This is a genomic window from Streptococcus pluranimalium (genome assembly GCF_002953735.1).
Lineage (GTDB): Bacteria > Bacillota > Bacilli > Lactobacillales > Streptococcaceae > Streptococcus > Streptococcus pluranimalium.
Window position 1 is genome coordinate 891,788 of the sequence record NZ_CP025536.1, and the last position, 14,361, is coordinate 906,148.

General features: G+C 37.7%; 9 protein-coding genes. All 9 read left to right on the top strand.

The window, feature by feature from the left end; translation table 11 throughout:
• Positions 1-35 precede the first annotated feature (35 nt).
• The 9 genes from C0J00_RS04675 to C0J00_RS04715 all read left to right on the top strand — a co-directional run bounded on the left by C0J00_RS04675 (position 36) and on the right by C0J00_RS04715 (position 14,361).
• On the top strand, positions 36-3,140 hold the full coding sequence (locus C0J00_RS04675) for a DNA polymerase III subunit alpha (protein ID WP_104967780.1): 3,105 nt from the start codon (positions 36-38) through the stop codon (positions 3,138-3,140).
• 80 nt (positions 3,141-3,220) lie between these two features.
• Positions 3,221-4,228, top strand: a complete 1,008-nt coding sequence (gene pfkA / locus C0J00_RS04680) for a 6-phosphofructokinase (RefSeq protein WP_104967781.1) — start codon at positions 3,221-3,223, stop codon at positions 4,226-4,228.
• 74 nt (positions 4,229-4,302) lie between these two features.
• Entirely contained in the window at positions 4,303-5,805 is a 1,503-nt protein-coding gene (gene pyk / locus C0J00_RS04685; protein ID WP_104968839.1) for a pyruvate kinase, read from the top strand.
• A gap of 235 nt (positions 5,806-6,040) precedes the next feature.
• Entirely contained in the window at positions 6,041-6,598 is a 558-nt protein-coding gene (gene lepB / locus C0J00_RS04690; RefSeq protein ID WP_104967782.1) for a signal peptidase I, read from the top strand.
• A 408-nt stretch (positions 6,599-7,006) separates the two neighbouring features.
• Positions 7,007-8,818, top strand: coding sequence for a glutamine--fructose-6-phosphate transaminase (isomerizing) (gene glmS / locus C0J00_RS04695; protein WP_104967783.1), 1,812 nt, complete (start codon positions 7,007-7,009; stop codon positions 8,816-8,818).
• A 133-nt stretch (positions 8,819-8,951) separates the two neighbouring features.
• A complete protein-coding gene (locus tag C0J00_RS04700) occupies positions 8,952-10,721 on the top strand; it encodes a PTS mannitol-specific transporter subunit IIBC (RefSeq protein ID WP_104967784.1) in 1,770 nt (589 codons plus the stop codon).
• Positions 10,722-10,807: 86 nt separating this feature from the next.
• The gene (locus C0J00_RS04705; RefSeq protein ID WP_104967785.1) at positions 10,808-12,757 is read left to right on the top strand and encodes a BglG family transcription antiterminator; all 1,950 of its coding nucleotides are present in this window, start codon (positions 10,808-10,810) and stop codon (positions 12,755-12,757) included.
• A gap of 1 nt (position 12,758) precedes the next feature.
• Positions 12,759-13,196: a PTS sugar transporter subunit IIA gene (locus C0J00_RS04710; RefSeq protein ID WP_104967786.1), complete on the top strand. Its 438-nt coding sequence runs from the start codon at positions 12,759-12,761 to the stop codon at positions 13,194-13,196.
• 13 nt (positions 13,197-13,209) lie between these two features.
• Positions 13,210-14,361: a mannitol-1-phosphate 5-dehydrogenase gene (locus C0J00_RS04715; RefSeq protein ID WP_104967787.1), complete on the top strand. Its 1,152-nt coding sequence runs from the start codon at positions 13,210-13,212 to the stop codon at positions 14,359-14,361.

Genomic DNA, 14,361 nt, shown 5'->3' on the forward strand with positions numbered 1-14,361 from the left:
AGGTTAATGATTGGTAAGGTTTTGGGGAGAAGTATATGTTTATACCATTAGAAACAAAGACTGTCTATAGTTTTATGGAAAGTCTCATAGATATAGATACTTATATTTCCCGAGGAAAAGAACTTGGTTATTCAAGTTTAGGGATTATGGATAGGGATAATTTATATGCTGCCTATCATTTTGTGAAACAATCTCAATTAGCAGGAATTCAAGCAATTGTTGGTCTTTCAACCCACTTGTTTTATCAGAATTATCAAATAGATTGTCGCTTAGTTGCGCTCAATTCTCATGGTTATCGAAACTTGATGAAACTATCAACGGAAGTTATGTCAGGCAATCGCCAACTGAATAGTTTATTGGATTATTTCGAGGATATATTGACGATTATTCCTTATTACGAGGCAGTTGATACTTTAGAGCTTCCTATTTCATTTGCGATTGGTGTTGATTTGGAGACACCTCCTCAAACATTTACGAAACCAATTCTCCCTCTTTTTCAAGTAACTGCTTTTGAGTTTGAAGATAAAGAAACCCTTCAAATGCTTAAAGCTATAAAGGATAACCTTCCTTTAAAAGAGGTTGAGGTCAATCAAAAGCCATCTATTTTACCAGATGCAAAGCAAATGTCAGAAGCCTTTGACAATCGATTTCCTGGAATTATAGAAGAATTAACAAAAATTACTAAAGACATCTCCTATACGTTTGATACGAATTTAAAATTACCGAGATTTAACCGAGATAAAGAGGCATATATCGAGTTAAGAGAGCGAACCTTTGCCGGTCTTCAAGAGAAGGGGTTAACAGATGCTATCTATCAAGAGCGACTAGAAAAAGAACTAAAGATCATCCATGATATGGGATTTGATGATTATTTCTTGATTGTTTGGGATTTGTTATCATTTGGGCGTCAGCAAGGTTACTACATGGGAATGGGACGTGGTTCTGCGGCGGGGAGCTTAGTTGCTTATGCGCTTTCTATAACTGGAATTGATCCTGTTAAAAATGACTTGTTATTTGAACGTTTTTTAAATGCTGAGCGTTATAGTATGCCGGATATTGATATTGACTTGCCAGATATTTATCGCAGTGAGTTTCTACACTATGTTAGGGATCGTTATGGTTCTGATCATGCTGCACAAATAGTCACCTTTTCAACTTTCGGAGCCAAGCAAGCCATTCGTGATGTTTTTAAACGCTTTGGTGCTGCTGAATATGAACTTACCAATATCACTAAGAAGATTTCATTTCGTGATAATTTGACCAGTGTTTATGAGAAAAATATGTCTTTCCGGCAGATTATCAATAGCAAACCTGAGTATCAAAGAGCTTTTGAGATAGCCAAAAAAATTGAAGGAAAGCCCCGTCAAACATCCATTCATGCGGCGGGTGTTGTGATGAGTGATGATTTACTGACAGATCATATTCCCTTAAAATCAGGTGAAGAGATGATGATTACCCAGTATGATGCTGGTGCTGTTGAAGCTAACGGTCTTTTAAAGATGGATTTCCTTGGTTTACGGAATCTGACTTTCGTTCAAAAGATGAAGGAGACAGTAGCTTCTGAATTAGGGAAAGATATTGTTATTGAAGAAATTGACTTAGAAGATCCAGAAACCTTAAAACTCTTTGCTTCTGGACGAACCAAAGGGATTTTTCAATTTGAACAAGCAGGAGCCATCAATCTGTTAAAACGTATTAAACCTGCACGTTTTGAAGAAGTTGTTGCAACGACAAGTTTGAACCGACCAGGTGCGAGTGATTACATTGATAATTTCATTGCTCGAAAATACGCTAAAGAAGCTGTTGATTTGATAGATCCCGTGGTAGCACCTATTTTAGAGCCAACGTATGGGATTATGTTGTATCAGGAGCAGGTTATGCAAATTGCTCAAGTATTTTCTGGCTTTACACTTGGAAAAGCGGACATGCTTCGCCGGGCCATGTCTAAGAAGAATCTTGCTGAGATGCAGACGATGGAAGCTGATTTTTTATCAGGAGCTGAAGAATTGGGTAGGAATCCTGAAACAGCTAAACGTTTATTTGAAATGATGGCTAAGTTTGCTGGTTATGGTTTTAACAGGAGTCATGCTTTTGCCTACTCAGCATTAGCCTTCCAATTAGCATTTTTCAAAGCACATTATCCGTCTGTTTTTTACGATGTTATGCTCAACTATTCAAGTAGTGATTATCTAAGTGATGCTTTAACTTCTGGTTTTAGTCTTTCTAAATTATCCATCAATCATATCCCCTATAAAGATAAAATATCAAATGGACAGATTTATCTAGGGTTAAAGAATATCAAAGGCTTACCGAGAGAATTAGCTTATTGGATTATCGAAAGTAGACCCTTTCAAGGGGTAGAAGATTTCTTAACCCGATTACCAGAGAATTTTCAAAAATCTGACTTAGTACTTCCTTTGATACAAGTTGGTTTATTTGATCAGTTTGAGAAAAATCGACGTAAAATTGAATTGAACTTGGAAAACTTACTTTTATTTGTTCAGGAACTGGGAAGTCTCTTTGCAGAATCTTCCTATAATTGGATAGAAGAGACAGATTACTCTAACGCTGAGAAGTATCGTCAAGAAGTAGCGATATTAGGGATTGGCATTAGTCCACATCCCTTGAAAGAGTTAATGTTAAATCAGTCACGTTCAGTAGATAAAATAGAGCATCTAACTGCTAATCAGACAGTTACAGTTTTAGGGCAGATTGAGTCTATAAAAATCATTCGAACAAAGTCAAGTGGTCAACAAATGGCCTTCTTACGAATAACTGATACGGAGAGGCGACTGGATATAACCTTGTTTCCAGAAACATATCATCATTTATCGAGCCAGTTAAAAGAAGAAGGGATATATTATTTTACTGGTCGCACACAAGAACGTGACGGCCGTATCCAACTAATCTTGAACCAATTGGAGATAGCCAGTACTGAGAAATACTGGATCCAAGTTCCAAACCATGATCACGATATAGTTATTGCTAGGATCTTAAAGGAACATCCAGGGAAAATTCCAGTGGTCATTCACTATCAAGAGAGTCGTGAAACGATTCAAAGCAAGGTCTATTTTGTTGAAAAATCACAAGCTTTGGATGATAGCTTAAAACCCTATGTTATGAAAACGGTTTTTCGTTAAATTATGATAGAAATCCTCCCGTTTCAAGGCTTAATGTGCTATAATTAAGAAGTTAAAAATGTAAAGGAGTAACATGCAAAATGAAACGTATTGCTGTTTTAACTAGTGGTGGTGACGCTCCTGGTATGAACGCTGCTGTTCGTGCAGTAGCTCGTAAGGCAATCACAGAAGGAATGGAAGTTTTCGGTATTAACCGCGGTTACGCTGGTATGGTCGAAGGTGACATTTTCCAACTTGAAGCCGGCACAGTTGCTAATATTCTTTCTAATGGAGGTACCTTCCTTCAATCAGCTCGCTATCCTGAATTTGCGACTTTAGAAGGTCAATTAAAAGGTATTGAACAATTAAAAAAACACGGTATTGAAGGTGTAGTTGTTGTGGGTGGAGATGGCTCTTACCATGGTGCTATGCGATTGACAGAACATGGTTTCCCAGCTGTTGGTCTTCCAGGAACAATTGACAATGATATTGTTGGGACAGATTATACAATCGGATTTGATACTGCTGTAAGCACAGCTACAGAAGCTCTTGACCGTATTCGTGATACATCTGCATCACATGATCGTACTTTTGTTGTTGAAGTAATGGGTCGTAATGCTGGGGATATCGCACTTTGGTCTGGTATCGCGTCAGGCGCTGACCAAATTATCATTCCTGAAGAAGATTATGATATCGATGAAGTTGTTGCTAAAATTAAAGAAGGCTATAGTCGCAACAAAAAACACCATATCATCGTTCTTGCTGAAGGTGTTATGAGTGGTGAAGAATTTGCTGCTAAGTTGAAAGAAGCAGGAGATGATTCAGATCTTCGTGTCACTAACTTAGGACACTTGCTCCGTGGTGGTGCACCAACTGCTCGTGATCGTGTGTTAGCTTCATGGATGGGAGCTCGTGCTGTTGAACTTCTTAAAGAAGGTCGTGGTGGAGTTGCTGTTGGTATTCAAAAAGAAGCTTTGGTTGAAAGTCCAATTCTTGGAACAGCTGAAGAAGGTGCTTTATTCTCTCTTGAAGGTGATAAGATTGTCGTTAACAATCCTCATAAAGCACGCTTAGATTTCGCTAAATTGAACAAAGATTTGGCAAACTAATATCAAGATCATTTTTAAATTATAGGTAACCGTCGATAATCGACAAAAAATAAAGGGAGTTTTTATATATCATGATGAATAAACGTGTAAAAATCGTTGCAACACTTGGTCCAGCCGTTGAAATCCGTGGTGGCAAACGTTTTGGAGAAGATGGCTACTGGGGTGAGCAACTAGATGTTGAAACATCTGCAGCAAAAATTGCTGAATTGATTGAAGCAGGAGCTAATGTTTTTCGTTTCAACTTCTCACATGGTGATCATGAAGAGCAAGGTGCTCGTATGGCTACTGTACGTCGTGCTGAGGAGTTGGCACGTCAAAAAGTTGGTTTCCTTCTTGATACAAAAGGACCAGAAATGCGTACAGAGCTTTTTGAAGGAGACGACAAAGAATTTTCATACGTAACTGGAGAAAAAATTCGTGTTGCTACAATTCAAGGACAAAAATCAACTCGTGATGTTATTGCATTGAACGTAGCAGGCGCTCTAGATATCTATGATGAGGTATCAGTAGGAAATACTATTCTTATCGATGATGGTAAACTTGGTTTACGTGTTGTTGAAAAGGATATTGCAAAACGTGAGTTCGTTGTAGAAGTTGAAAATGATGGGATTATTGCTAAACAAAAAGGTGTTAACATCCCAAATACTAAGATTCCTTTCCCAGCACTTGCTGAACGTGATAATGCTGATATCCGTTTTGGTCTTGAGCAAGGTCTTAACTTTATCGCTATCTCATTTGTACGTACAGCAAAAGACGTTGAAGAAGTTCGTGCAATCTGTAAAGAAACTGGTAACGAACACGTTCAATTGTTTGCGAAAATTGAGAACCAACAAGGTATCGATAATATCGATGAAATCATCGAAGCAGCTGATGGTATCATGATTGCTCGTGGTGATATGGGTATCGAAGTTCCATTTGAAATGGTTCCAGTATTCCAAAAAATGATTATCACTAAAGTTAATGCGGCTGGAAAAGCAGTTATTACAGCAACAAACATGCTTGAAACAATGACTGATAAACCACGTGCAACTCGTTCAGAAGTATCTGACGTTTTCAACGCTGTTATCGATGGTACTGATGCAACAATGCTTTCAGGTGAGTCAGCTAATGGTAAATATCCAGTTGAAGCTGTTAAAACAATGGCTACTATTGATAAAAATGCACAAGGACTTCTTAATGAGTATGGCCGTTTAGATTCTTCAACATTCCCACGTACTAATAAAACTGATGCTGTTGCTTCAGCAGTTAAAGATGCTTCACGCTCAATGGACATCAAACTTGTTGTTACAATCACTGAATCAGGTAATACTGCACGTGCTATTTCTAAATTCCGTCCAGATGCAGACATCTTGGCAGTTACTTTTGATGAAAAAGTACAACGTTCATTGATGATGTATTGGGGTGTCATTCCAGTTGTAACTTCAAAACCAGATACAACTGATGATATGTTTGAATTAGCTGAAAAAGTTGCTCTTGAAACAGGACTTGTACAATCAGGTGATAACATTGTTATCGTTGCAGGTGTACCAGTTGGTTCAGGTGGTACTAACACAATGCGTATCCGCACTGTTCAATAAGCAGAAAATTGATATATTGATTAGAGGCTGGGCTTATGTCCAGCCTTTTGAGGTGATATTTATTAGGTTAGGTTAACCTATAGGATTATTGTTATCATCGTTTTAAAGCTGATGGCAGTGAATTTTTGGGGAGTTGAGAAAATGAGTTCAATTTGTTTAGGTGAGTTCATTTCCACTCCTTTTTTTATACTGGGAAACATGCTATAATAATAATTGAAGTAAGGAGTCGTTAAGTATGGTAAAGCGTGATTTAATTCGGAATATTATTTTAGCAATTATTTTTTCTCTGGTTCTTTTTTTTATTGGGAGATTTTATATATCTACTGTAAAAGTTACTCAAGAAAATGAAAATAGTTTTTTGAAGGCTGGGGATGTTCTCATTTATACTAAACAAACAAAGCCTAAAGAAAATGATTTTATTGTTTATGATGTGGATGGTAAGACTTACATTAGTCGTTTCATTGCTAAAGGTGAAGATAGTGTAACTTCAATGGATGATGTTCTTTATATCAATGGTAAAATCAAATCGGAACCTTACATTGAGAAATTGAAGTCTGCTTATCTGACAGAAAATAATCATCAAATGAATTTTACAACGGATTTTAACTTAAGGGTAGTGAACAAGGCCATGAAGGCTAAGACTGATAAAGATTCTTATTTTGTATTGAATGACAATCGTCAAGATTTAAAGGATAGCCGGACATTCGGTGTGATCAGTCATGCTCAGGTAAGAGGAGTGTTAACTTTTAAGGTCTTTCCGTTTGAATCATTTGGCTTTATTGAGAGTCAATAATTAGTAAAAGAGGTCGGGCAAAAAGTCCGGCTTTTTCATATATTTTGAGAGATCAAGTTGATGTAGTGGTTGAGGGAAATCCTTAGCGATTTATCGCTTTTAGCGCTTCTGATGCACCAGTTGGTTAGGGACTTCTATTCTAAGAAAGCAAGACTGTCCAGTGGGCACCTTCAGACTCAAACCTTCAAATTTAAAGAAGCAGAGAACAACTCTTACTTGCCTTCAGGAGTTCTTGCTCACTGCCTCTTGATTTTTCAAATAAATGACTATACCAATTTTTTATGTTGACATAATCAATATAACGTTATATACTAACAATGTCTTATTTTTGAGGTATAAATGACTATACCAATTTAGAATTAAAAAAGGAGGAGTAGTTATCCATTTAAGATAACTATAAAGAAATTTATGTGTGGAATTGTTGGTGTTGTAGGAAATCGTAACGCAACAGATATCTTGATGCAAGGTCTTGAAAAATTAGAATATCGTGGTTATGACTCAGCCGGTATTTATGTTGCTAACGGTGATAATTCTAGTCTTGTCAAATCAGTTGGTCGTATTGCTGACCTACGTGCTAAAATCGGTATTGATGTTGCTGGTAGTACTGGTATTGGTCATACTCGTTGGGCAACACACGGCCAAGCAACTGAAGATAATGCGCACCCACATACATCAGCAACTGGGCGTTTTATTTTGGTTCACAATGGTGTTATTGAAAACTACCTTCAAATCAAAGAAGAGTACCTTTCAGGTCATGACTTAAAAGGTCAAACGGATACTGAAATTGCTGTTCATTTGATTGGACAATTTGTAGAAGATGGTTTATCTGTTCTTGAAGCTTTTAAAAAGGCTCTAACAATCATTGAAGGGTCATATGCATTTGCTTTGGTTGATTCTGAAGATACAGATACTATTTATGTCGCTAAAAATAAATCACCACTCTTGATTGGTTTGGGTGATGGCTACAACATGGTTTGCTCAGATGCTATGGCCATGATTCGTGAAACTTCTGAATTTATGGAAATTCACGATAAAGAGTTGGTTATTTTGACAAAAGATTCAGCAACAGTTACTGACTACGATGGTAACGAAATTGAACGTGATTCTTACACAGCTGAACTTGACCTTTCAGATATCGGTAAAGGAACTTATCCATTCTATATGCTGAAAGAAATTGATGAGCAACCAACTGTTATGCGTAAGTTGATTTCAACTTATGCTGATAGCGAAGGAAATATGACTATTGATCCTGCGATTGTTAAGTCTGTTCAAGAGGCTGACCGTATTTACATCCTTGCAGCAGGTACATCATACAATGCAGGTTTTGCTTCAAAAGCAATGCTTGAAAAACTGACTGATACGCCAGTTGAACTTGGTGTTGCATCTGAATGGGGCTACAACATGCCACTCCTTAGTGAAAAACCAATGTTCATCTTGCTCAGCCAATCAGGAGAAACAGCAGATAGTCGTCAGGTTCTTGTGAAAGCAAATGAAATGGGTATTCCAAGCTTGACAGTGACAAATGTGCCTGGATCAACCTTGTCACGTGAAGCGACTTACACAATGTTACTTCATGCTGGACCTGAAATTGCAGTTGCTTCGACAAAAGCTTATACAGCTCAAGTTGCAGCACTTGCCTTCTTAGCTAAAGCAGTTGGTGAAGCAAATGGTAAAGCAGAAGCGCTTGAGTTTGATTTGGTACATGAGTTGTCATTAGTTGCCCAATCTATCGAAGCTACGCTTTCTGAAAAAGATATGATTGCTGACAAAGTTGAAAAACTTCTCTCAACAACTCGCAATGCTTTCTATATCGGTCGTGGTAATGACTACTATGTTGCTATGGAAGCATCACTAAAATTGAAAGAAATCTCATATATTCAATGTGAAGGATTTGCTGCTGGTGAATTGAAACATGGTACGATTTCATTGATTGAAGATGGTACACCAGTTATTGGTTTGATTTCTTCAAGTGAATTGGTAGCAGCGCATACTCGTGGTAATATCCAAGAAGTCGCAGCTCGTGGTGCAAACGTCCTTACTGTGGTAGAAGAAGGACTAGAACGTGAAGGTGATGATATTGTTGTCAATAAAGTTCACCCATTCCTCGCAACAATTGGTATGGTGATCCCAACACAATTGATTGCTTATTACGCATCGCTTCAACGTGGTCTTGACGTTGATAAACCACGTAACTTGGCTAAGGCTGTTACAGTTGAATAAGTTAAGATAGTGATAAAAAATGTCTGATTTGTGTCAGGCATTTTTTTGGCACAAAAATTGTGTCAAAGTTTGAGTGTGACAGAAAACGCTTTAATGTTATGATTAGTGAGTAAAAAATTTAGGAGGCGTTCTTATGGAACAACAATCATCATTAAAAGTGAAAATCCAAAAACTTGGAACTTCGCTTTCTAATATGGTCATGCCCAATATTGGGGCATTTATCGCCTGGGGGGTAATCACGGCACTCTTCATTGAAGCTGGTTATCTACCAAATGAAAAATTAGCTACAGTCGTAAGTCCGATGTTGACTTATCTACTTCCAATTCTTATCGGTTATACTGGTGGTTATAATGTTTATGCTCAACGTGGAGGCGTGGTAGGTGCTATCGCAACATTTGGAGCAATCGCAGGCTCATCAGTTCCTATGTTTATTGGAGCTATGATTATGGGACCTCTTGGTGGATGGCTCATCAAAAAATTTGATGAAAAATTCCAATCAAAAATCCCAACTGGATTTGAAATGTTGGTGAACAACTTCTCAGCTGGTCTTATTGGTTTTGGCTTAGTCCTTATCGCATTCTTTGCTATTGGACCTGTCGTTGCAACCTTGACAGGTTGGGTTGGTGACGGTGTTCAAGCAATCGTTGATGCCAAACTCTTACCAATTGCTAACTTGATTATTGAACCTGCAAAAGTTCTATTCTTGAACAACGCGCTTAACCATGGTATCTTTACACCACTTGGTACAGAACAAGCAGCAGCTACTGGAAAATCAATTCTTTACCTTCTTGAAGCAAACCCTGGACCTGGTCTTGGTATCCTTCTTGCTTATGGTATCTTTGGAAAAGGCTCTGCCAAATCATCATCATGGGGAGCAACAATCATCCACTTCCTTGGTGGTATCCACGAAATTTATTTCCCATACGTTATGATGAAACCAGCTATGTTCTTAGCGGCTATTGCAGGAGGTGTAACTGGTACTTTCACTTTCCAACTTCTTGGAGCTGGATTGACATCACCATCGTCACCGGGATCAATCATTGCGATTATGGCAATGGCTCCTAAAGGATTTGGACCACACTTAGTTGTCCTTGCTGGTGTTTTAGCTGGAACAGTTGCTTCGTTCCTAGTTGCTTCTGTAATCCTTAAAACAGACAAATCTATTGCTAATGACTTAGAACAAGCTCAAGCAGCAACCGCAGCCGCTAAGGCTCAATCTAAAGGTCAATCAACTTCAACAGCGTCTGTACCAACCACAGAAGATATCTCAGCTAAAAATATTGATCAAATTATCTTCGCCTGTGATGCAGGTATGGGTAGTTCAGCAATGGGAGCTTCAATCCTTCGCGATAAGGTGAAAAAAGCAGGGCTTAATATTCCTGTTACAAATAAGGCTATTTCAAATCTTACCGATGTTGACCGCACCTTGATTGTGACTCAAGAAGAGTTAACACCACGTGCTTACCAACGTACACCACGCGCCGCACACGTGTCAGTGGATAATTTCTTGGCAACACCAAAATACGATGACATTGTTTCACTGTTAACTGAAGAAGCAGTAGCTACTTCAACACCAAAAAAGGAAGAGACTTCCTCAGATGAGAAAGTCAACTTGAACCAGATTGATGAAGTTGTCTTTGCCCATGGAAAAGCTGAAGGCTCTGCAACAATGGGACAAGCAACCCTTTCTGCCATTTTTAAAAACAAAAATGTCGGTATTCCAGTATCAAAAGCGACCTTTGCTGACCTTGATCGTTTCAATGCTAAAAACATTTTAGTTGTTACAACTATTGCTAATCAAATTGATGTACAATCAGCTGCACCAGAAGCGCAATTGCTTGTTGTTGATAGTCTTGTTACAACGCCAGAATACGACAAAATGGTCGATAGAATAACAAAATAATACTTCCCCAACCCAAGCATGTTACTTAGAGGAACCCTTTTAAAGTAATATTGAAAGCAAGAATAGGAAAGTAGTATAATAAGTTTATGCTATTGTCAAAACGAGAAGAACAATTGTTGAAAGCTTTCCAGGAATATGGAAAGCTTTCCGTCAATCAACTAACCGATATTTTACAAGTATCTAAGCGAACCACTTATCGAACGATTGCTGATTTGACTGAGAGTTTAAATACGATTCAAATCAGTATTTTGAAAGAATCTGGTAAATATTACCTATTTGGTGAATTAGACCATCTTGAACAGTATTACTCCCAAGAAAACTATTCTCAAAAAGAAAGACTTTCCTTGATAGCCCTCTCTTTATTGATGGAGCAGGAGCCCTTAACGAATGACTTATTGCAGGAACAATTTGCTGTCAGTAATGTAACTATTATTCAAGATATTTCGATGATTGAGCAACGGTTTCATGATTTCTCACTTCGTATTAACCGTCAGGGAGGCTATTCACTGGAGGGTGATAATGGCTTGAAGAGATGGCTAGCGGCTGTTATATTGACACAAAGTTTAGCAGTTTCTGACTTTAGTAAACTGGAACTATTACAGTTACCATGGTTTGATGTCAAGCAGTTTAAAATTGCTAAAAAACTATTTGAGCAAATTGGAGATCAGTTGCCTGAGTTTGACATGATTATGGGGCATTTCTTGATTGTGCTCTTGACCTTGGCTAATGTTAACCAACTTGAACTTCAAAGTCGTCCAGTGAGTAAAGAATCACTTGATCAAACACAATCCTTATTTAATGATTATGCGAAACAGTCTGGTCAATTCTTTAACGTACAAGAGATTTTGTATTTCTCCCAACGTCTAGATGAATTTGTTATCAAACGCCAACCTGTTCCACTTTTTCAGGAACAAGTAGACAGTGAGTTTTATTACAATATTTCAAACTTAATTGATAAGGTATCTCTCTATACAAAAATTAATTTTGCTAAAGATCAAGTTCTGTTCAAGTTTCTCTTTAATCACATTCGTTTGAGTTTAGCTGTTCCAGAAATTTTTGGGGAGTCAGGTCAAAATGTTATAGCACATCGTGCTTTAAAGCATAGTTCCCATTTGCATAGAGTTGTCAGCTTATTGGTAAAAGATATCTTTCCACCGTATTTGCAGACAGAAAATGAATATGAGCTAATTACATTGCATTTTGCTTCTAGTTTAAGAAGAAGTCCTGATATTTATCCAATACGTCTCTTATTGTTGAGTGACGAGCGTCCCTTGGCTAGGGAGCTTTTAATAACTAAGATTAAAAACCTAGCTCCCTTTATCGAGCGATTAAGCGTAACCTCACCGAGTCAGTTTGAAAAGTCAGCTATTCAGCAGTATGATGCTATTTTAACCACTCAACCTACAAAGGAAAAATTCTATTTTATCTCGATTTACCCTGATGGGAAGGAACTCCTTGCTTTGCAGGATTACTTACAGAGTGTTCAAGAAAATCGTGATGTCGTGGTTAGGGAGGACTTGCCGATAGAAGTTAATTTTGATGTTCAAGATTATCTAATGATTAGCCAAGACTTGTTGCAGCATTTCGATGTCTTCCAGCTTGCCAATGAAGCCTCATTCGAAGATGCAGTGGTGTCAGTTGTAAATGCTTTACCGGGGATTACAGATCGTACTTATTTATCTTCAAAGTTAATTCAACGCTTTGAGCAGAGTCCAATGGCAATTCCTGAGACTGGCTTGATGCTTTTACATACGCAGTCTAGCAGTGTCAAACAGTCAGGTTTTTACATTTGTGATTTAGAACAGCCTGTATCAGCTATCTCTATGAATAGAACACCTGAAGTTATTTCAAGGGTACTAGTCATGCTGACAGGCATGAATGAGAGCGATACTGTTAGGGAACTGATGACTGCAATTGGTCAATCAATCATTGAAAACCATCTGTATACAGAGATTTATAAAACTGGTAATAAAGCGATTATCTATCAGTTGCTGAACCAAATTTTCACAGAAAATATCAAGAAATTGGAGAATTAACATGCAATTTGAAAAAGAACTAATTAACTTAAATCAAACTTTTGAAACTAAAGAAGAAGCGATTCGCTATTGTGGAAATCTTCTCAAGGATGGGGGTTATGTTAACCCATCATATGTTGATGCTATGATCACACGAAACGAAGAATTATCTGTCTATATGGGAAACTTTATTGCTATCCCACATGGTACAGATGAAGCAAAAAAAGAAGTTTTAAAATCTGGAATCACAGTTGTTCAAGTTCCTAAAGGGGTAAACTTTGGAACTGCTGAAAATCCTCAAATAGCTACTGTTTTATTTGGTATTGCTGGTATAGGGGATGAGCACTTAGATATGATTCAAAAGATTTCAATCTTCTGTGCTGATGTCGACAATGTCGTCAAATTGGCAGATGCTCAAACAGAAGATGATGTTATTCGTTTATTGAACAGTGTTGCATAAGAAGGAGAACATAATGAAAAAAGCAGTACACTTCGGTGCAGGTAATATTGGACGTGGTTTTATCGGAGAAATTTTATTTGCTAATGATTTTGCCATTAATTTTGTAGATGTCAATGAAACGATTATTGATGCTTTAAATGATCGCCACAGCTATGATATTGAAATTGCTGAAGATGGTAAGCGCCATATTACTGTTTCAAATGTTTCAGGGATTAACAACGCTAAAAATCCTGCAGATGTTGTCGCAGCAGTAGCAGAAGCTGATTTAATTACGACAGCTATTGGACCCAATATTTTACCATTTATAGCAGAATTAATTGCAGATGGTTTGAAAGTGCGTAAGGAATCTGGTAGTACACAAGCTATTGATGTTTTAGCCTGCGAAAACATGATCGGTGGTTCGCAATTCTTGTATGAAGAAGTCCAAAAATATCTCTCAGGAGACGAATTAGCCTACGTTGAAGAGTATGTTGGTTTTCCTAATGCAGCTGTTGACCGTATTGTACCAGCCCAAAGTCATGAAGATCCTCTCTTTGTTGTCGTTGAACCATTTAACGAATGGGTTGTTGAGACAAGTCGCATGAAAAATCCTCACTTAAAATTGGAAGGTGTACATTACGAAGAAGATTTAGAACCCTTCATTGAACGTAAATTATTCTCTGTTAACTCAGGTCATGCAACTTCAGCTTATACAGGTGCTTATTATGGTGCCAAAACCATTCTTGAAGCTCTTCAAAATAAAGATGTTAAAGCACAGTTAGAGGCTGTACTAGCTGAAATACGTTCTCTTCTCATTGCTAAGTGGGGATTTGATGAATCAGACCTAAAAGCCTATCATGATGTGATTATTGGTCGTTTTGAAAACCCTTATATCGTTGATGATGTTGTCCGTGTGGCTCGTACACCGATTCGTAAACTTGGCTTTGATGAACGTTTTATCCGTCCAATTCGTGAATTACGTGACCGCGGATTATCCTATAGTAATCTCCTAAAAACAGTCGCATACGTCTTTGCTTACCAAGACAGTAACGATGAACAAAGTGTTCAATTACAAAAGTTATTAGCTGAAAAATCATTGAGCGATGTGGTTGTCGAAGTAACAGGACTTGAAGATCAAGGACTTGTTGCTGAAATCGTTAGTAGTGTCGAAGGATTACAAAAATAA